This is a genomic window from Streptomyces pristinaespiralis (assembly GCF_001278075.1).
In the GTDB taxonomy this organism is placed as follows: Bacteria; Actinomycetota; Actinomycetes; order Streptomycetales; family Streptomycetaceae; genus Streptomyces; species Streptomyces pristinaespiralis.
On the sequence record NZ_CP011340.1, the window covers coordinates 5,080,636 to 5,099,850 of the forward strand.

The window sequence follows — 19,215 nt, forward strand, 5'->3', positions numbered from 1 at the left end:
CCGCTTTGTCTCTAATGTCCCATATTTCGGATGGGGCGCTCCGTCGTCCTCCGTGGAGCCGTGTTCATTTGTGATCCATGCGCTCTTGCAAGTCATTTGCAGCAGGGCACTATCATTGAGCACTTGTTCGTCTGTCCGAAGCGGAGCCCTCCATGCATGTCCCCGACGGATTCATCAATGCGCCCGTCTCGGTGGCTGCCGGGGTCGTCGCTGCCGGCGCGGTCGCCGTCAGCCTCCGCGGCGCCCGCAGTGAGCTGGGCGGATCTCCTTCGGAGCTCCCCGGCGCCGACCGTACGGCGCCGCTCGCGGGGCTCGTCGCCGCGTTCGTCTTCGCCGTCCAGATGCTCAACTTCCCCGTCGCGGCCGGTACCAGCGGCCATCTGCTCGGCGGTGCGCTCGCGGCCATCCTCGTCGGGCCGTTCACGGGCGTGCTGTGCATCGCCGTCGTACTGCTGATGCAGGGCATCCTCTTCGCGGACGGCGGTCTCACCGCGCTCGGCGTCAACATCACCGTCATGGGCGTCGTCACCGTCCTCGTCGCGTACGGACTCTTCCGCGGCCTGGTCAAGATCCTGCCGCGCACCCGCCGCTCCGTGACCGCCGCCTCCTTCGTCGCCGCTCTCGTGTCCGTCCCCGCGGCCGCCGCGGCCTTCACCCTGCTCTACGCGGTCGGCGGCCTGACCGAGGTCCCGGTCGGCTCCGTCCTGACCGCGATGGTCGGCGTACACGTCCTGATCGGCATCGGCGAGGCCGTGATCACCATGCTGACCGTGGGCGCGGTCATCGCCGTACGGCCCGACCTGGTGTACGGCGCCCGGGGCCTGTCGACGCCGCTGAAGCTCCGGGTCGGCGGTGAACTCGTCGACGCTCCGGCGGCGGCCCCACCGGCGCCCGTCACCGCCCGCTCGCCGCGCCGGCTGTGGCTCGGCGGCCTGGTGACCAGCCTCGTCCTCGCCGGCTTCGTGTCCTTCTACGCCTCCGCCGACCCCGACGGACTGGAGAAGGTCGCCGCCGACAAGGGCATCGACAGGACCGTCGAGGAGCACGCCGCCGCCGACTCGCCGCTCGCCGACTACGGCGTCGAGGACGTCTCCGACGCCCGGCTCTCCGGCGGCCTGGCCGGGGTGATCGGGGTCGGCGCGACCGTGGCCGTCGGCAGCGGCGTCTTCTACGTGGTGCGCCGCCGCCGCAGCGAGGACGCCCGCCCCGAATCCGTCCAGGGCTCGGTCTGACATGGGCGCGGGCCACGCCCACAAGCTCTACCGGCACGGCCACTCGCCGGTGCACGCGCTGCCGGCGCACTGCAAGCTGCTCGCCGTCCTCGGTTTCGTGCTGGTCGTGGTCTCCACCCCGCGCGAGGCGGTCTGGGCGTTCGCGCTGTACGCGGTGCTCCTCGGCGCGGTCGCGACGGTGGCCCGGATCCCCGCCGGCTTCCTGCTGAAGCGCCTGCTGATCGAGATCCCCTTCGTGGCGTTCGCCCTGCTGATGCCCTTCGTGGTGCCCGGCGAGCAGACCGAGGTGCTGGGCATCCCGCTCTCCGTCCCCGGCCTGTGGGGTGCGTGGAACATCCTCGCCAAGGGCACGCTGGGCGTCGCGGCCTCGGTGATCCTCGCCTCGACGACCGAGCTGCGCTCCCTGCTCCTCGGACTTCAGCGGCTGCGACTGCCGTCACTGCTGGTCCAGATCGCCTCCTTCATGATCCGCTACGGCGACGTGATCGCCGACGAGATGCGCCGGATGTCGATCGCCCGGCGCTCCCGCGGGTTCGAGGCGCGGGGAGTACGCCATTGGGGTGTGCTGGCCAAGTCCGCCGGCGCCCTGTTCATCCGCTCCTACGAGCGCGGGGAACGGGTGCACCTGGCGATGGTCAGCCGGGGCTACACCGGCACGATGCCGGTCCTCGACGACGTGCGGGCGACCCGCGCCCAGTGGTCGTACGCCGCCGCACTGCCCGTGACCGCGCTCGCGGTCTGTCTGCTGGGATGGACGCTATGAACGAGACGCCGCCGCCTCCCTCTCTCGACGTGCGCGGGCTCGCGTACGCCTATCCCGACGGCCACCAGGCGCTGTTCGGCGTCGACCTGGCGGTCGGGCGCGGCGAGCGGGTCGCGCTCCTCGGTCCCAACGGCGCGGGCAAGACCACGCTCGTCCTCCACCTCAACGGCATCCTGGCCGGCGGGGTCGGCTCGGTCTCCGTCGCGGGACTCCCGGTCGGGCGCGAGAACCTCGCGGAGATCCGCCGCCGCGTCGGCATCGTCTTCCAGGACCCGGACGACCAGCTGTTCATGCCGTCCGTCCGGGAGGACGTGGCGTTCGGCCCGGCGTCGGCCGGGATGCGCGGCCCCGAGCTGGAGGCCAGGGTCATGGCCGCCTTGGACCGGGTCGGTATGGCCGAGTTCGCCGACCGCCCGCCGCACCATCTGTCGTTCGGGCAGCGTCGCCGGGTGGCGGTCGCCACGGTGCTCGCGATGGAGCCGGAGATCCTGGTGCTCGACGAGCCCTCGTCCAACCTGGACCCGGCCTCGCGGCGCGAACTGGCCGACATCCTGCGGGCCTTGGACGTCACCGTGCTGATGGTGACCCACGACCTGCCGTACGCCCTGGAGCTGTGCCCCCGCTCGGTGATCCTCAGCGACGGGGTCGTCGTGGCGGACGGGAGCACGCAGGAGCTGCTGGGCGACGACGATCTGATGCGCGCGCACCGGCTGGAGCTGCCCTTCGGCTTCGATCCGAGGTCCGTGACAATAGGCGCGTGAACATGGGGCGTGGATACGAGGACCGGGGCGGGGCGCCGTCGCTGCTGCTCGACGACCAGCTGTGCTTCGCGCTGTACGCGGCGCAGCGGGCGGTCACGGCCGCCTACCGGCCGCTGCTCGCCGAACTCGGCCTGACCTACCCGCAGTACCTCACGATGCTGGTGCTGTGGGAACGCGGCGAGATCCCGGTCAAGGAGCTGGGGGCCGCGCTGCGGCTCGACTACGGCACCGTCTCGCCGCTGCTGAAGCGGCTGGAGGCCGCGGGCCTGGTGCGCCGCGAGCGCTCCGCCGCCGACGAGCGCTCGGTGCGGCTGCTGCTCACCGAGGAGGGTGAGGCGATGCGCGAACGGGCGGAGGCGGTGCCTGCCCAACTGCTGGTGAGCACGGGCCTCGAGGCGGCGGAGATCGCGCGGCTCCGCGCGGACCTGCACCGGCTCGCGGACGCGGCGACGAAGGCTACCCCCGAGTAGGAAGCGTCTCCTCCGCTCGGATACATTGTGCGCGAGGTAATCGCACCGGTGCACACACTCGGGGACGCAGCATGAGCGAACAGGTCGACCTCACGGACACGGCCGACACCCGCCCCACCAAGATCATGTACGTGGCGGAGGCCACCGCCCACGGCGGCCGCGACGGCTATGTGACGAGTCACGACGGGCAGATCGAACTCCGTGTCGCCATGCCGCCCGCGCTCGGCGGGGACGGCCGCGGCACCAACCCCGAACAGCTCTTCGCCGCCGGCTACAGCGCCTGCTTCCACAACGCCCTGGTGCTCGTCGGCCGCCGCGCGGGCCTCGACCTCAGCGGCTCTGCCGTCGCCGCCAAGGTCGGCATCGGGCCCAACAAGGCACGCGGGTACGGGCTCGCCGTCGCGCTCAACATCTCCCTGCCGCTCGTGGACCAGGACCTCGCCGCGCGCCTCGTTGCCGCCGCCCACCAGGTCTGCCCGTACTCCAACGCCACCCGCGACAACATCGACGTCTCCATCGTCCTCAGCTGACCCGCCCCGGGCCGGGCCCGTGACCGCCCCGCGGTCGAAGGGGTCCGGACCACGTTGCACCATGGGGGGATGGATCGCAGCGAAGGAGCAGACGTGGTGGACGTCCGGGGCACGGTGGCGGACGGCTACGAGGCGGTCGCGGACGCCTTCGCGCGCAACTTCGAGCAGCGCGGCGAGCGCGGGGCGGCCGTCGCCGTCTACCGCGACGGGCGCAAGGTCGTCGACCTGTGGGCGGGCACCCGGGACGTGGACGGGCACGAGCCGTGGGCACTCGACACCGCACAGGTCGTCCGCTCCGCCACCAAGGGCGTCGCCGCGGCCGTCGTCCTCCTGCTCCACCAGCGCGGCCAGATCGACCTGGACGCGCCGGTCGGCACGTACTGGCCGGACTTCAAGGCGGCCGGCAAGGAGCGTGTACTCGTACGCCATCTCCTGGCCCACCGCGCGGGCCTGCCGGTGCTGGACCGTCCGCTCACCCCGGAGCAGGCGGCGGACGGCGTCGGAGGACCGGCCGCGGTCGCCGCGCAGGCGCCCGTCTGGGAGCCGGGCACCGAGCACGGCTACCACGCGCAGACCTACAGCTGGCTGGTCGGCGAACTGGTGCGCCGGGTCACCGGACGCGGCACCGGCCGCTGGGTCGCGGAGGAGATCGCCCGCCCTCTCGGCCTCGACCTGTGGATAGGGCTGCCCGGCGAAGAGGCCCACCGGGTCGGCAGGCTCGGCCCTGTCGCGGAACCCACCGCCGCCGAGGGCGGCGGCCTCCGGCTGCGGCCCAAGCGCTCCGTGGTGGAGGCGTACCGGGACCCCGCGTCCCTGACCCGCCGCGCCTTCGAGGCCATCGACCCGTTCCCCGACGAGAACGACCCCGCCTACCGCGCCGCCGAACTCCCCGCGTCCAACGGCATATCCACCGCCCGCGCGCTTGCCCGCTTCTACGCGGCGACCATCGGCGAGGTCGACGGCGGCCGTCGGCTCTTCGCGCCCGCCACGCTCACGCTCGCCCGCACCGAGGAGTCCGCCGGACCGGACCGGGTCCTGGTGGTGCCCACCCGCTTCGGCCTCGGCTTCATGCTGCACGGTCCCGCGTCGCCGCTGCTCGGACCGGGGTCCTTCGGCCACCCCGGCCGCGGCGGCTCGCTCGGCTTCGCCGACCCCGAGTCGGGCATCGCCCTCGGGTACACGACCAACGGCATGCGCAAGGGCGTTACCGCCGATCCCCGTGCCCAGGCACTGATCAGGGCGGTACGTTCGGCCCTATGACACGTTTCGAGGGCGACGTCGCACTGATCACCGGCGGGGCGCGCGGTATCGGCGAGGCCACGGCACGCCGGCTGGCGTTCGAGGGCGCGCGGGTTCTGATCGCCGACATCGACGCGGACGCCGCGGAGCGGACCGCGGCCGGGATCGAGGGCGCGGCCTTCGTCCACTGCGACGTCGGCGACCGGGCGTCGGCGGAGGCGGCCGTGGCCCGCGCGGTGGAGCAGTTCGGTTCCCTGGACGTGCTGGTCAACAACGCCTTCTCGGCCTCCCGGCACTTCGGACCGCTCGAGGAACTGCCGGACGACGGCTGGCAGCAGGACCTGGACGTCACCCTCACCGGCGCGCTGCGGTGCGCACGGGCCGCGTGGCCGCACCTGGCCGCCCGTGGCCGCGGCGCCGTCGTCAACATCGGCTCGGTCAACGCCGAACAGGACTTCGGCGGGCACGCCTACAGCGCCGCCAAGGCCGGTCTGGCGTCGCTGACCCGCACGCTGGCGGGCGAGGGAGCCGCGCGCGGCATCCGGGTCAACCAGGTCAACCCCGGGACGATCCGCACCCGTTCATGGGCGGGCCGGGAGGACCGCCTCACGGCCCTGAGCGGTGTCTACCCGCTCGGCCGGGTCGGCGAGCCCGAGGACATCGCCGCGGCGGTCGCCTTCCTCGCCTCGCGGGACGCGGCATGGATCACGGGCGCGACGCTGCCGGTCGACGGCGGGCTGCTGGCCGTCAACACCGGATTCAGGCAGATGGTGGTGGACGAGCGCGCGGACCGCTAGGGCCTCTCGTTCCGATCAGGCCGGATCGGAACGAAAGACCCTGGGCGCGCCCTCGCGCACCGCGGAGCACCGGCGGGAAGTGGGCGCAGGCCGCCCGGGAACGCCCGCCCGAGGCGGCGCCGGATCCGCGGGGTGGGCGTCAGCCCGTCGTCAGCATCAGGCCGATGCCCGCCACCATCAGGACCGCCGCCGCGATCCGCGGCCCGCCGAAGCGTTCCTTGAAGAACAGCGCGCCGATCGCCGCGCCCACGATGATCGACGACTCGCGCAGCGCCGCGATGGGCGCGAGCGGCGCACGCGTCTGTGCCCAGAGCACCAGTCCGTACGCGGTCACCGCCATCGCCGCGCCCAGCAGCCCGCGCCCGGCGTACGGCCGCAGTTGCGGCCACAGGGCGGCGCGGCGGACACATATCGCGTAGAGGACCAGCGGGATGCCCTCCAGGATCATCAGCCAGGCGATGTAGCCGCCCGCCGTTCCCGCGGCCCGCACGCCCACCCCGTCGATCACGGTGTACGCGGAGATCGACAGGCCCGTCGCGAGCGCGGCCGTCACCGCCGGCCAGTGCGGCCGCGCGGCCTGCTCCGTGCGGCCTCCGCCGGTCCGGCGGCCCAGGGGCAGCACGCCCCACACCGCGAGGAGGACGAGCCCGGCCGAGGCGACCACCACGCCCGCCAACTGCCCGCCGCTGACGCGTTCGTCGACGAACACGGCGGCAGCGGCGGTCACCACCAGCGGGGCCGTGCCGCGGGCGATCGGATACACCTGGCCGAAGTCACCGAGGCTGAACGACCGCAGCAGCAGGGCGTGGTAGCCGACGTGCAGGACCGCCGACGCGATCAGGTACGGCCAGGCGCCGGCGGCCGGGACCGGCACGAACGGGGCCATCAGCCCGCCGATGACCGACGCGCCTCCGACGATCAGGGTGAAGACGACCAGCCGGTCCTTGATCCGGTGCGCCAGCGCGTTCCAGCCGGCGTGGGTGAAGGCGGCCGCGAGGACCGCACCGGTGACCAGTGGGGTCACGCGGTTCGCTCGCGGACGTCCACCAGAGTGCCGCCGGCATGGGCGATCAGGGACTTGGGGTCGAGCGGGAAGACCGTGTGCGGGGTTCCGGCAGCCGCCCACACCACGTCGTGGTCGAGCAGACCCCGGTCGGCCAGCACCCGGGTACGGGTGCGGTGGCCGAACGGCGGGACGCCGCCGATCGCATAGCCCGTCGTCTCGCGCACCAGGTCGGCGTCGGCCCGCTTCACGGACTCGGCGCCGAGCTCCTGCCGTACCCGCTCCACGTCCACCCGTGACGAGCCGTCCATCAGCACGAGCACCGGCGTCCCGTCCGCGGTGAAGATCAGCGACTTGACGATCTCGCTGACGTCGCAGCCGATGGCCTCGGCGGCCTGGGCGGCCGTGCGGGTCGCGTCCGGGAAACGGCGCACCGGGACGTCGAGACCGAGCTCGCGCAGGGCCTCGGTGAAACGGGGGTGGGCGCCGGTGGTGTCGTCGTGAGTGCTCATGGCCCGCACGCTAGCGGTGGCTGTACGGGCCATGCGAACGGTTTGGCCGGGTCGCTCAGCGCGCGTTCAGCACCCGGGCGACCGTGCTGCCCGCGGAGTCGCCGCCGTGTCCGCCTGCCTGGACGACCGCCGCGGCTGCCAGGTCGCCGGCGTACCCGGTGAACCAGCTGTTGGAGTCGCCCTGCCCGTCGACCTCCGCGGAACCGGTCTTCGCGCCCTTGTCGCCGCTGACGGACGCCATGGCCGCCGTCGCCGTGCCCGAGCCCACGGTGGCCGCCCGCATCATCTGCCGCAGGGACGCCGCCATCGAGGACGGCAGGGGCCGCGCGGTCGCCAGTTCACGGTCGTCCAGGCTCTGCGGGACGATGACCGGCTGCTTGAAGCCGCCGTTCTTCACGGTCGCGGCGATGGAGGCGACATTGAGGGCGTTCATCTGGATCTGGCCCTGGCCGATGTACGAGGCGGCGGTCTCCGAGCCCGTCGACTCGGGGACCTTCCCGTCGACGGTGACCACGCCGGCCTTCCAGTTGAGGCCGATGCCGAAGTACTTGGCGGCGGTCTCGCCGAGCGCCGTGCCCGCGGCGGCGCCCAGCGGCTTGACCGGCTTGATGAAGGTGGTGTTGCAGGAGCGCGCGAAGGCCTGCTGGAACGTCGCTCCGGGGATCGAGAAGTCCTTGAGGTTGTGGAACTCCCGCTCCCAGGTGACCGTCGAGGGGCACTCGACCGGCGAGTTGGGCCCGTTCACCAGCCCCTTGTCCAGCATCATCGCCGCCGTCACGATCTTCATCGTCGAGCCGGGCGCCTGTGCGCCCTGGAACGCCGTGTTGAAGCCGTCCGCCGGGGTGTTGGCCACCGCCTTGATCTCGCCCGTGCTGGGCTGGACCGCGACGACGGACGCCTTGGCGTAGTCCTTGACGGCCTTCTCGGCCGCCGCCTGCACCCCGGCGTCCAGCGTGGTGCGCAGGGAGCCGGGCTTCCCCTCGGTCAGCGTCAGCAGGCTGCGGTCGGGCACATCGGCGTTCGCGGAGGTGATCGCCAGCTCGATGCCCGGCGTGCCGCCGGCCTTGTCCCCGTACTCCTTGCGCAGCGCGTCGAGGACCGGACCGAGCGAGGGGAACTTCTCCTCGCTGAGCTCGACACCGTTGTCGTCGAACGCCTTGATCGGCGGGGCCGACGCCTCCGCCGTGACGAGCGAGGTCCCGGCGGTGAGTTCGGGATGGACGACGGAGGGCTGCCAGTCCACCAGCGCCCTGCCCGTCGTGAGGCCGCGCACCACGGTCAGCTTCGAGGCGTACGACCAGGGCTTGCTCTTCCCCTCGTACGTCACGGTCGCCTCGACGGTGAACGGCACCGTCGGGCCCGTGGCCCGGCCGGCCTTGATGACGGCCTCGGAGACGTGCGCCCGCTCGGTGAAGCCCGTCAGCTGCGGCTCGGCCTCGGCCTGGTTGTTGGTCAGCTGCGCCGCTTCGGTGCCCTTGCCGGCGGCCCAGGCCGCGAGGAACTCCTTCGCGGTCTCCTCGATCTCCTCCGCGCCGGGCGGGCCGCTCCGCTTCTCGCCAGACGCGGCCTTGGTGCTCGCCCCGTCGCCCCCGCCGGAGCCGGTCAGCCCGTTGTACAGGTTGTAGCCGCCGTAGCCCACGCCACTCGCGACCACCACGAACGCGCCGGCGACGATGCCGACCTTTGCTCCACTGCGCATGACGCAGCCCCCTCCCCCAGAGTGCATGCCCTTGAACACGTTCAAGGGCATGAGTCTTCGCACTCTACGTGACAGGAGTGACACAAGGGCCGGTAGTTATGGGAACGCGACGCGATCGTGAGGCCAGGTCCGGCTGGACCCAGGGGTCCAGCCCCATAGGGCCGTGCGCGAAGGGCCGTCGAGAGTCTCCACGGGGGACCGACGAAGAGACCACCCCCGCCGGCCTCTGGTACTCCGGCCGGGGACCGGCCCGCGCGACTCGTCCGTTCGGGCGGCGGTCGCACGGGCCGGCTTGGTCCGACCGGTCGGATCTTCCGGTGGGTCGCGCCAGGACGTTCGGGCGGCGGCAGAACCGAGGTTATTAATGCATCACCGGATCATCCATGATCATCAACCTCAGGAGTCACACCATGCGCCCCATAAGGGCAGCCTGTCTCGGCACGGCCACCGCGCTGGTCACCCTTCTCGCCTGCGCCCCTGTCGCCGCCGCCTCCGCGACGGACGACGATTCCGCCCACAAGGGCAAGGACCGGGTCATCACACTCATCGGCCGGCTAGCGGAGCAGTCGCGCTTCCCCGTCAACCCCGGCGGCGCCCCCGCCCAGGGCGATCGGACCGTCGTCCGCTCGATCCTCTTCGACCAGGCCGGCAACGAGGTCGGCGAGACCGCCGGCACCTGCACCACCACCCGGGTCGCCGACGGCGGGGCGGAGGTGTGCACCGTGACGTACACCCTCCCCGGCGGCCAGCTCTCCGTGCAGGGGATGGTCTTCGGCCATCTCGTCCCGGGCCCTCCCCCTTCGTTCGACAACGGGATCACCGGCGGCACCGGGGTCTACGACCGGGCTCGTGGCTCGGTCCACGCCGACACGATCGCTCCGGGCACGAGGCGCTTCACGATCGACCTCAAGCACTGAGGGTCGAGCCTGGCCCCGCCTGGGCCGTCTGCGGGCCGTCGGACGGTGGCCAGTGGCCACCGCCGGCAGCCGGCAACCACCAAGAGGGCGCGGCCGGTGGCCGCGCCCTCTTGGTGTTCCTGGCCGGCTACACCCAGGTGTCCAGCCACATGCGATTGCGCCACTCGTCCACCGGGATCGGGGCGCCCGTGTAGATCGGCCAGAAATAGATGAAGTTCCAGACGATCAGCAGGACCAGCACGCCGGCCCCGATCGCGCCGATCGCGCGGCGGCGTTCGTCGGAGCCGGGCGGGCCGAGGATCGCGCCGATCATCATCGCCACCGCGAGGCACAGGAACGGGACGAACACGACCGCGTAGAAGAGGAAGATCGTGCGTTCCTGGTACATCAGCCAGGGGGCCCAGCCCGCGGCGAACGCGCAGAGGATCGCGCCCGCGCGCCAGTCGCGGCGGAACAGCCAGCGCCACAGGGCGTAGCAGATCGCGAAGCAGGCGGCCCACCACAGGAGCGGGGTGCCGAGGGCGAGGACCTCTGCGGCGCACTTGTCGACCGCGTCCTTCGGGCAGCCCTCGACGCCGGGCTTCGGGTCCTCGTAGTAGTACGAGACCGGGCGGCCGAGGACCAGCCAGCTCCACGGGTTGGACTCGTAGGTGTGGCCGGAGGTCAGGCCGACGTGGAAGTCGAAGACCTGGTTCTCGTAGTGCCAGAAGCTGCGCCACCAGTCGGGAAAGAGCCAGCTCCAGTCGCTGTCCTTGCCGGGGCCGGTGGAGGCCCACTTCCGGTGGTATCCGTCGTCCGTCACCAGCCAGCCGGTCCACGAGACCATGTAGGTCACCAGCGCGACCGGGACGACGGAGACGAAGGCGGGGACGAGGTCCTTCTTCAGGACGGCGAGATACGGCCGGACCGCGCCGGCCGTGCGGCGCGAGCCCACGTCCCACAGCACGGTCATCAGGCCGAAGGCGGCCATGATGTACAGCCCGTTCCACTTGGTGCCCGCCGCCAGGCCCAGCATCACCCCGGCCGTCAGCCGCCACGGCCGCCACCCGAGGCGCAGGGTCTCCGCGACACGGGCGTCCGGCCGCAGCCTGCCGTCGTCCTCCTCCGGCAGGGCCTCTGCGAGCCTGTGCCGCGCGCGGTCGCGGTCGAGCACCAGCGCGCCGAAGGCCGCCAGCACGAAGAACATCAGCACCAGGTCGAGCAGTGCCGTGCGGCTCATCACGAAGTGCAGGCCGTCCACGGCCAGCAGCAGACCCGCGAGGCAGCCGAGGAACGTCGAGCGGAACAGCCGCCGGCCGATGCGGCAGAGCATCAGCACCGACAGCGTGCCCAGCAGGGCGACCATGAACCGCCAGCCGAAGGGCGAGAAGTCGAACATCTTCTCGCCGAGACCGATGATCCACTTGCCGACCGGCGGGTGGACCACATACCCGGGATCGGTGGGGATCGCGACGGTCGACGGGTCCTCAAGGATCGACTTGTCGATGTTCTTCGGCCAGCTGCCCTCGTACCCCTGGTTGATCAGGGCCCAGGCGTCCTTGGCGTAGTACGTCTCGTCGAATATCACCGCGTGTGGCCGCCCCAGGTTCCAGAACCGCATCAGGCCCGCCACCAGGGCGACCAGCAGCGGCCCGCCCCAGGCGGCGATGCGGAGCAGGGGTTCCACGGCCTGCGGCGGGATGCCGAAGACCGCCCACACCTGCCGGGACGGCCGGGTGAACGGCGGCACGAGGCGGTCCCGTAGCCCGATCACTGGCCGGGGCGTGTAGCCGAAGCGGCGCAGCCGGCTCTCCCAGCCGGGCGGCTGCTGTTCGGCGTCGTCCTTGCCCCGCAGGGGCTGTGGCGCGGTACTGGTCACCGCGCCATCGTAGGGAACCCGGCTGTGCGACAGGTGCTCGGCAGTGCTGGGAGGATGGCGAGTGTGACTGGAACGCTGGTACTCGCAGGGACGCCCATCGGTGATGTCGCGGACGCGCCGCCCCGGCTCGCCGCCGAACTGGAGGGCGCCGACGTCGTCGCCGCCGAGGACACCCGGCGCCTGCGCCGGCTGACGCAGGCCCTCGGCGTGCACACCCGGGGCAGGGTCGTCTCCTACTTCGAGGGCAACGAGGCGGCTCGTACGCCGGAGCTGGTGGAGGCACTGGCCGGCGGTGCGCGGGTGCTGCTCGTCACCGACGCGGGCATGCCTTCCGTCTCCGACCCCGGATACCGGCTGGTCGCCGCCGCGGTGGAGAAGGACATCAAGGTCACCGCCGTACCGGGGCCGTCCGCCGTGCTGACCGCCCTCGCGCTGTCGGGGCTCCCCGTGGACCGCTTCTGCTTCGAGGGTTTCCTGCCCCGCAAGGCGGGCGAGCGGCTCGGCAGGCTCCGCGAGGTGCAGGGCGAGCGCCGCACGCTCGTCTACTTCGAGGCCCCGCACCGCCTCGACGACACGCTCGCCGCCATGGCGGAGGTCTTCGGAGAGGGCCGCAGGGCCGCCGTCTGCCGGGAGCTGACCAAGACCTACGAGGAAGTGAAGCGCGGCGGCCTCGGCGAGCTGGCGGCCTGGGCGGCGGAAGGCGTCCGCGGTGAGATCACCGTCGTCGTCGAGGGCGCTCCCGAGTCCGGGCCCGAGGAACTCGGCGCGGAGGAACTGGTGCGCAGGGTCCAGGTGCGGGAGGAGGCGGGGGAGCGGCGCAAGGAGGCCATCGCGGCGGTCGCCGCGGAGGCGGGACTTCCCAAGCGGGAGGTCTTCGACGCGGTCGTCGCGGCGAAGAACGCGACTCGGCCCGCGTAGGCGGAGGATAAAGGTCTATCGTGAAAAGCAAAGCGCAGACCGTGTCCTGACCGCTTTTCTGTATGGAAAATCCCAAGACCGCTCAATCGATCGACAGGCGCTGGTGCGCTCCCGCCGGAAAAGGCGTCCACTGGAACAGGTGGAGAGGAGCTGGCATGAGTGAGACCACAGGACCCGCGAAGGTGCACGAGGAGTATTCCTTCGCGTGCATGCGTTGCGGGCACGGCTGGGAGCAGTCCTACGACATCGAGCACCATGTCGATCCGTCGGGTGAGCAATTCGTCGTCTACAAGTCGGACGGCCGACGGGTCCCGTCGCCGCTGTCCAGCCCGACGTGCGTCAACTGCGGCGGTCACGTCGTACGGATCATGCGGGCGGGGCGGGTCTCCACGGTGCAGAACCTGATGGGACTGGCCGGCACCGGTTCCACCACGGCGGCCGCCGTGCCGGTGTCCCCGGCGGGGCCGCCGGCGGCCGAGGAAGTGCCCGATCCCCGGGCGGACCGGTCCGCCGGCCGGGCCACCGCCTCCGCGCCGCCGCCCTCCGGGTCGACGGCGGAGGGGCCCGCCGCGGAAGGCGGGACGGATGAGGCGGCCGCGCCCGCGGCGCACCACTGGCACCTCTCCGACCTGCTGCGCCCCTTCCACCACCGGAAGTGAGCCACCGGGCGCGGGTTCCGTAGGATCGCGCCCATGAGTTCGAAATCCGCACCGCCGCCGCTGCCCGAACCGCTCGGTGTCGCGGTCGCCGATTCGCACACCCACCTGGACATGCAGGAAGGCACCGTCGAGGAGGCCCTCGCCAGGGCCGCCGCGGTCGGCGTGACGACCGTCGTCCAGGTGGGCTGCGACATCAAGGGCTCCCAGTGGGCCGCGGAGACCGCCGCCGCGCACCGCGAGGTCCACGCCGCCGTCGCCCTGCACCCCAACGAGGCGCCCCGGATCGTGCTCGGGGACCCCGACGGCTGGTCGCGGCAGGGGGCACGGGAAGCGGGCGGGTACGCGGCGCTCGACGACGCTCTCGCCGAGATCGACCGGCTGGCCGCCCTCGACGTGGTCAAGGCCGTCGGCGAGACCGGACTCGACCGCTTCCGCACCGGCCCCGAGGGAATCGCCGCACAGGAAAGGTCGTTCCGGGCGCATATCGAGATCGCGAAACGCCATGACAAGGCGCTCGTCATTCACGATCGCGAGGCGCACGCGGATGTGCTGCGCATCCTGGCGGAGGAAGGCGCGCCGGAACGCACGGTCTTCCACTGCTATTCGGGCGACGCGGAAATGGCCGAAGTCTGCGCGGCCGCCGGTTACTTCATGTCCTTCGCCGGCAATGTGACCTTCAAGAACGCGCAGCCGCTGCGCGACGCGCTCGCCGTCGCACCCGCCGATCTCGTGCTGGTCGAGACGGACGCTCCCTTCCTCACCCCCGCGCCGTACCGCGGACGGCCCAACGCCCCCTATCTGATTCCGGTCACGCTCCGGGCCATGGCGCAGGTCAGGGGCACGGACGAGGACACGCTGGCGGCGGCGATCGCGGCCAATACCGCCCGGGCGTTCGGCTACTGACCCGATCCGGGCGACCTCACGCCTCGGCACTCGGAGTGACCGAGTCGCTTTGGAGAGTGACGATCGCTCCGCTACTGTCCGGTGCCACTTGGCTGACCGGACCTTACGGAGCGTCGTGAGCGTGAGTAATTCGCAGGGCAGTCACCGTGCGGCGCGCGGCTCACGCCGTGCCGGTGGCCGGTCCACGGCACAGGCGGGCGCCGACCGGGCCACCGTGCCGGCACCCGCCGTGCCGCCGTACGGCAGCGCGCCGCCGCCGACGGTCGTGGACGCCCGGGGTGCGGCGCCCCGCACCGCGGTGTACGCGCCGACCCTGCCGTACGTGGACCGCGGGGCGCCGACCCTCGTGGACCTGGACGCGGGCACGGCCCCTGGCACGGCCACGGCGGGCGCGGTCCCGCCGCACCGCCGGGCGGCCGTGGCGCAGGCGCCCACCCTGCCGTACGTGGACCTCCGGGACGCGGGCGGCGTCGGGGCCGAGGAGCCGGAGCGGCGCTCCCAGGCACGCCGCGGCGGCTCCCGGCGGCGCAGACCCACCGAGCGGCCGGACACCCTGCGTCGGCTCGTCCCGCAGGCGCTCGTCGTCGCCTTCCTCGCCGGCGGGACGTCCGCGTTCGTGGCCGACGACAAGGCGGTCCGGCTCACCGTCGACGGGGTACCGCGGACCCTGCACACCTTCGCCGACGACGTACGCGAACTCCTCGAGGACCAGGGCCTCGACCTGCGCGCCCACGACGTCGTCGCGCCCGGCCCCGCAGCGGACCTCGACAGCGGCGACGAGATCACCGTCCGCCACGGCAGGCCACTGAGGCTCACCCTCGACGGTCGCCCCGTCCGGGTGTGGACCACGGCCACCACCGTCGAGGCGGCCCTGCGGGAACTGGGCGTGCGCGCGGAGGGCGCGTACATCTCCGTGCCGCGTTCCGCGCGGATCCCGAGGGCCGGCCTGGCGCTGGACGTGCGCACCGAGAGGGCTGTCACGTTCATGGCCGACGGGCGCGAGCGCACCATCCGCACCAATGCCGCCACCGTGGGCGAGGCCCTCGCCGAGGCGGGGATCGCGCTGCGCGGCCAGGACACCACCTCCATGGCGCCCGGCAGCTTCCCCCGTGACGGGCAGACCGTCACGGTCACGAGGATCAGCGGCGGCCGCGAGGTACGCGAGGAGCCGATCGCCTACACCGTCGAGAAGACCCTGGACCCCGAGCTCTTCACGGGCACCGAGGTCGTCGTACGGCAGGGACGGCCGGGCGTGCGCCGGGTCACCTACGCGCTGCGGACCGTCGACGGCGTACGCCAGAAGCCGCGGCGGACCGGCGCGGACGTCGTGCGCGCACCCGTCACCGAGCAGGTGAAGGTCGGCACCCGGCAGCCGCCGTCCTCGGTACGCGGGGCGGACGACCTGAACTGGGCGGCGCTCGCCGAGTGCGAGTCGGGCGGCCGGCCGGGCGCCGTCGACCCCTCCGGCACCTACGGAGGGCTGTACCAGTTCGACACCGCGACCTGGCGCTCCCTCGGCGGCACCGGGCGCCCGCAGGACGCGCCCGCGGAGGAACAGACGTACCGGGCGAAGAAGCTCTATGTGCAGCGGGGGGCGAGTCCGTGGCCGCACTGCGGCCGTAGGCTGTATCGGTGAGCACCACTGATCCCGACGCACTCCTCGGCCCCGCCGACATCCGCGAACTGGCCGCCGCGCTGGGCGTACGCCCCACCAAACAGCGTGGCCAGAACTTCGTCATCGACGCCAACACGGTCCGCAGGATCGTGCGCACGGCCGAGGTGAAGCCCGACGACGTGGTCGTCGAGATCGGCCCCGGACTCGGTTCGCTGACCCTCGGGCTGCTGGAGGCCGCCGACCGGGTCGTGGCCGTGGAGATCGACGACGTGCTCGCCGGCGCGCTGCCCGCGACGGTCGCCGCGCGCCTGCCCGACCGGGCCTCGCGCTTCTCGCTGGTGCACTCGGACGCGATGCACGTGCAGGAGCTCCCCGGGCCGCCGCCGACCGCGCTCGTCGCGAACCTGCCGTACAACGTCGCCGTGCCGGTCCTGCTGCACATGCTCGACCGCTTCCCGTCGATCGAGCGGACCCTCGTCATGGTCCAGGCCGAGGTCGCCGACCGGCTGGCCGCCGGACCCGGGAACAAGGTGTACGGCGTGCCCTCGGTGAAGGCCAACTGGTACTCCGAGGTCAAGCGGGCCGGGTCGATCGGCCGCAACGTCTTCTGGCCCGCGCCCAACGTGGACTCCGGCCTCGTCTCCCTGGTGCGGCGGACTTCGCCCGTGGCGACGACGGCCTCCAGGGCGGAGGTCTTCGCGGTCGTCGACGCAGCCTTCGCCCAGCGCCGCAAGACGCTGCGCGCCGCGCTCGCCGGCTGGGCCGGATCACCGGCCGCGGCGGAAGCGGCCCTGGTCGCGGCGGGTGTGTCGCCGCAGGCGCGGGGCGAGTCGCTGACGGTGGAGGAGTTCGCGCGGATCGCGGAGGCGAAGAAGTGAGCGTCACGGTACGGGTGCCGGCCAAGGTCAACGTCCAGCTGGCGGTCGGCGGGGCGCGCCCCGACGGCTTCCACGACCTGGCCAACGTCTTCCTGGCGGTCGGCCTCCACGACGAGGTGACGGTGCGGCCTGCGCCCTCGCTGACCCTCACCTGCTCCGGCCCGGACGCCGGGCAGGTGCCCCTGGACCGCACGAACCTGGCCGCGCGGGCCGCGGAACTGCTGGCGGCCCGCCACGGCATCTCGCCCGACGTCCACATCCACATCGACAAGGACATCCCCGTCGCCGGCGGCATGGCGGGCGGCAGCGCGGACGGCGCGGGCGCGCTGCTCGCGTGCGACGCGCTGTGGGGCCTCGGCTCGTCCCGTGAGGAACTGCTCTCCATCTGCGCCGAGTTGGGCTCCGACGTGCCGTTCAGCCTGGTGGGCGGTGCGGCGCTCGGCACCGGGCGCGGCGAGCGGCTGACCGAGCTCGAGGTCGGCGGCAGCTTCTCGTGGGTCTTCGCGGTCGCGGACGGCGGGCTCTCGACGCCCGCGGTCTACGGGGAGTTCGACCGGCTGAACGAGGGCGTGAGCGTGCCGGACCCGGTCGCCTCACCGCCGCTGCTGGACGCGCTGCGCACGGGCGACGTCCTCGCGCTGGCGGACGCCGTCTCGAACGACCTCCAGCCCGCGGCCCTGTCCCTGCGGCCGTCCCTCGCGGACACGCTGGCCGTGGGCACCGCCGCGGGGGCGCTCGCCGCACTCGTCTCGGGCTCGGGCCCGACGACGGCGTTCCTCGTCAAGGACGAGGACGCGGCGGAGACGGTGGCGTCGGCGCTGCGCGCGTCGGGCACGTGCCGGGCCGCGCGGGTGGCGGGGGCGCCGGCGGTGGGGGCGAGGGTCGTCGCGGGTTGAGCGGAGGCGGGTTGCGCCTTGGGCGGGCTTTTCCCCTACCCGTCCCTTCCCGAAACCGGGGGCTCCGCCCCCGGATCCCCGCGCCTCGAACGCCGGCGAGGCCGGAGTGGCCGGGCAACGTCAGCCCGCCGCAGGCGGACACGTGTGCGCCCGCGTACTCACCGCCCGCCTGAGTACGAGCGCTCTCCCGCCAGGCCCCGCCGCCCCGGCACCGTACCCCCATGGGATTCAGCGCTCGTGAGCTCGCCGCCGCCACCCCCGGCAGCAGGGACAGGTACATCGATCTGCTGCGGGTCGCCTCGCTGGCGACCGTCGTCGCCGGGCACTGGCTCATGGCGGCGGTCACCGACGACGGCATCGGGAACCTTCTCGCCGTCGTGCCCGAACTCCAGCTGCTCACCTGGGCCCTCCAGGTCATGCCGGTGTTCTTCTTCGTCGGCGGCTTCTCGCACGCCCTGTCCTACCGGTCGCTCCGGCGCCGGCATCCGGACCGGTCCGTGTACTCGGTCTTTCTGCGCGGCCGCCTCCAGCGGCTCCTGCGGCCCACGATGGCGTTCGTCCTCGTCTGGGGCGCCGCAGCGCTCGTCGTGCAGTTGCTCGGCGGGGGCGGCGGGATGACCGGGGTCGCGCTGCGGCTCGTGGCGCAGCCGCTGTGGTTCATCGGGATCTACCTCGCCATGGTCGCCTTCACCCCGCCGCTGCTGAAGCTGCACGAGCGGTTCGGCTGGGGCGCGTTCGGCGCGCTCCTCGGCGCGGCGGCGGCCGTGGACGTGCTCCGGTTCGCCGCCCATGTGCCCTTCGTCGAGTTCCTGAACTTCGCCTTCGTCTGGCTCGCCGTCCACCAGCTCGGTTTCCTGCGCGCCGACGGGCGGATCCGGATGCCTGCCGCGCTCGCGGCGGCCGGTCTCGCCGGGGCCGCGGCGCTCGTCGCGTTCGGGCCGTATCCGCTGTCCATGGTCGGGATGCCCGGGGAGAAGATCTCGAACATGGCCCCGCCCACCCTCGCCCTGCTCTTCCACGGGCTGTGGCTGGTGGGCGCGGTCGAGCTGCTCAAGGGGCCGGGCGGACGGTTCGTGCGGCGGGCCCGCGTCTGGCGGGGCGTGGTGGCCGCCAACGGGGTCGCCATGACCGCCTTCCTGTGGCACCTCACCGCCATGCTCGGCGTCTACGGGGCGATGATCGCCGCCGGTCTTCCGCTGCGGGCGCCGGCGTCGGCGGCCTGGTGGGCGCAGACACCGCTGCGCATCGCCGCCGCGGCCGGGCTGACCGCGCTGCTCGTCGCCGCGTTCCGCAGGTTCGAACGCCCCGTGCGGAGCGCCGTCACGCCGGTGCCGGGCACCGGGCCGATCGCCGCCGCGGGGATCACGCTCTGCCTGTTCGGCATCCTCGGACTGTCCATGGTCGGATTCGGCGGGCTGCTCGAGGGCAGGACGGCGATGCTGGTCGCGGTGCACGTCAGCGCCCCCGCCGCCGTCGCCATGGCGCTCGGCGGCTGGCTGCTGGTGGAACGGGCGGGACGGGGCAGCCGCGCCTGACAAGTAGGCTGGGAGGTCGATCGTTCCCCC

General features: G+C 72.9%; 19 protein-coding genes. 15 read left to right on the forward strand and 4 right to left on the reverse strand.

Annotated features, from left to right (window positions below; genetic code table 11):
- Positions 1-152 precede the first annotated feature (152 nt).
- The 7 genes from SPRI_RS21675 (at position 153) to SPRI_RS21705 (ending at position 5,792) form a co-directional block, all read left to right on the forward strand.
- The gene (locus SPRI_RS21675) at positions 153-1,232 is read left to right on the forward strand and encodes an energy-coupling factor ABC transporter permease (RefSeq protein WP_005316492.1); all 1,080 of its coding nucleotides are present in this window, start codon (positions 153-155) and stop codon (positions 1,230-1,232) included.
- A gap of 1 nt (position 1,233) precedes the next feature.
- Complete coding sequence (gene cbiQ / locus SPRI_RS21680; protein WP_005316494.1) at positions 1,234-1,995, forward strand: cobalt ECF transporter T component CbiQ; 762 nt, start codon at positions 1,234-1,236, stop codon at positions 1,993-1,995.
- A complete protein-coding gene (locus SPRI_RS21685; RefSeq protein WP_037774439.1) occupies positions 1,992-2,756 on the forward strand; it encodes an energy-coupling factor ABC transporter ATP-binding protein in 765 nt (254 codons plus the stop codon). Before cbiQ ends, SPRI_RS21685 begins: the two co-directional genes overlap by 4 nt.
- 2 nt (positions 2,757-2,758) lie before the next feature.
- Entirely contained in the window at positions 2,759-3,226 is a 468-nt protein-coding gene (locus tag SPRI_RS21690; RefSeq protein ID WP_037774440.1) for a MarR family winged helix-turn-helix transcriptional regulator, read from the forward strand.
- A gap of 71 nt (positions 3,227-3,297) precedes the next feature.
- Positions 3,298-3,756 (forward strand): organic hydroperoxide resistance protein, encoded by a 459-nt coding sequence (locus SPRI_RS21695; protein ID WP_053557194.1) that lies wholly within the window; start codon positions 3,298-3,300, stop codon positions 3,754-3,756.
- Between the two features lie 69 nt (positions 3,757-3,825).
- Complete coding sequence (locus SPRI_RS21700; protein WP_037774441.1) at positions 3,826-5,016, forward strand: serine hydrolase domain-containing protein; 1,191 nt, start codon at positions 3,826-3,828, stop codon at positions 5,014-5,016.
- The gene (locus SPRI_RS21705) at positions 5,013-5,792 is read left to right on the forward strand and encodes an SDR family NAD(P)-dependent oxidoreductase (RefSeq protein ID WP_053557195.1); all 780 of its coding nucleotides are present in this window, start codon (positions 5,013-5,015) and stop codon (positions 5,790-5,792) included. The genes SPRI_RS21700 and SPRI_RS21705 overlap by 4 nt, the downstream gene beginning before the upstream one ends.
- Positions 5,793-5,931: 139 nt before the next feature.
- On the opposite strand, the gene SPRI_RS21710 is transcribed toward SPRI_RS21705, so the two are convergent.
- Genes SPRI_RS21710 through SPRI_RS21720 form a run of 3 tightly spaced genes read right to left on the reverse strand, consistent with a single transcriptional unit; the run spans position 5,932 to position 9,006 of the window.
- Positions 5,932-6,816, reverse strand: a complete 885-nt coding sequence (locus SPRI_RS21710; protein ID WP_053557196.1) for an EamA family transporter — start codon at positions 6,814-6,816, stop codon at positions 5,932-5,934.
- Positions 6,813-7,307 carry a YbaK/EbsC family protein gene (locus SPRI_RS21715; protein ID WP_037774442.1) on the reverse strand — a complete coding sequence of 165 codons (495 nt, stop codon included), beginning with the start codon at positions 7,305-7,307 and terminating at the stop codon, positions 6,813-6,815. Before SPRI_RS21715 ends, SPRI_RS21710 begins: the two co-directional genes overlap by 4 nt.
- Positions 7,308-7,362: 55 nt before the next feature.
- Entirely contained in the window at positions 7,363-9,006 is a 1,644-nt protein-coding gene (locus SPRI_RS21720) for a penicillin-binding transpeptidase domain-containing protein (protein WP_005316514.1), read from the reverse strand.
- Between the two features lie 410 nt (positions 9,007-9,416).
- Here SPRI_RS21720 and SPRI_RS21725 point away from each other — a divergent pair, with 410 nt between their 5' ends.
- The gene (locus tag SPRI_RS21725; protein ID WP_234020412.1) at positions 9,417-9,923 is read left to right on the forward strand and encodes an allene oxide cyclase barrel-like domain-containing protein; all 507 of its coding nucleotides are present in this window, start codon (positions 9,417-9,419) and stop codon (positions 9,921-9,923) included.
- Positions 9,924-10,050: 127 nt separating this feature from the next.
- Here SPRI_RS21725 and SPRI_RS21730 read toward each other — a convergent pair whose 3' ends face one another.
- Positions 10,051-11,781: a dolichyl-phosphate-mannose--protein mannosyltransferase gene (locus tag SPRI_RS21730; protein WP_037774443.1), complete on the reverse strand. Its 1,731-nt coding sequence runs from the start codon at positions 11,779-11,781 to the stop codon at positions 10,051-10,053.
- Positions 11,782-11,844: 63 nt separating this feature from the next.
- Between SPRI_RS21730 and rsmI the strand changes: the two genes are divergently transcribed.
- The 7 genes from rsmI to SPRI_RS21765 all read left to right on the forward strand — a co-directional run bounded on the left by rsmI (position 11,845) and on the right by SPRI_RS21765 (position 19,185).
- The gene (rsmI, locus tag SPRI_RS21735) at positions 11,845-12,699 is read left to right on the forward strand and encodes a 16S rRNA (cytidine(1402)-2'-O)-methyltransferase (protein WP_037774445.1); all 855 of its coding nucleotides are present in this window, start codon (positions 11,845-11,847) and stop codon (positions 12,697-12,699) included.
- Between the two features lie 155 nt (positions 12,700-12,854).
- Positions 12,855-13,358, forward strand: coding sequence for a hypothetical protein (locus SPRI_RS21740; RefSeq protein WP_053557197.1), 504 nt, complete (start codon positions 12,855-12,857; stop codon positions 13,356-13,358).
- Positions 13,359-13,391: 33 nt separating this feature from the next.
- Positions 13,392-14,261: a TatD family hydrolase gene (locus SPRI_RS21745; protein ID WP_005316529.1), complete on the forward strand. Its 870-nt coding sequence runs from the start codon at positions 13,392-13,394 to the stop codon at positions 14,259-14,261.
- Positions 14,262-14,559: 298 nt separating this feature from the next.
- Positions 14,560-15,897: a ubiquitin-like domain-containing protein gene (locus tag SPRI_RS21750; protein WP_435850087.1), complete on the forward strand. Its 1,338-nt coding sequence runs from the start codon at positions 14,560-14,562 to the stop codon at positions 15,895-15,897.
- Positions 15,894-16,754, forward strand: coding sequence for a 16S rRNA (adenine(1518)-N(6)/adenine(1519)-N(6))-dimethyltransferase RsmA (gene rsmA, locus SPRI_RS21755; protein WP_005316535.1), 861 nt, complete (start codon positions 15,894-15,896; stop codon positions 16,752-16,754). The genes SPRI_RS21750 and rsmA overlap by 4 nt, the downstream gene beginning before the upstream one ends.
- Complete coding sequence (locus SPRI_RS21760) at positions 16,751-17,650, forward strand: 4-(cytidine 5'-diphospho)-2-C-methyl-D-erythritol kinase (protein ID WP_005316538.1); 900 nt, start codon at positions 16,751-16,753, stop codon at positions 17,648-17,650. Before rsmA ends, SPRI_RS21760 begins: the two co-directional genes overlap by 4 nt.
- A gap of 221 nt (positions 17,651-17,871) precedes the next feature.
- Entirely contained in the window at positions 17,872-19,185 is a 1,314-nt protein-coding gene (locus tag SPRI_RS21765) for an acyltransferase family protein (protein ID WP_005316542.1), read from the forward strand.
- Positions 19,186-19,215 lie beyond the last annotated feature (30 nt).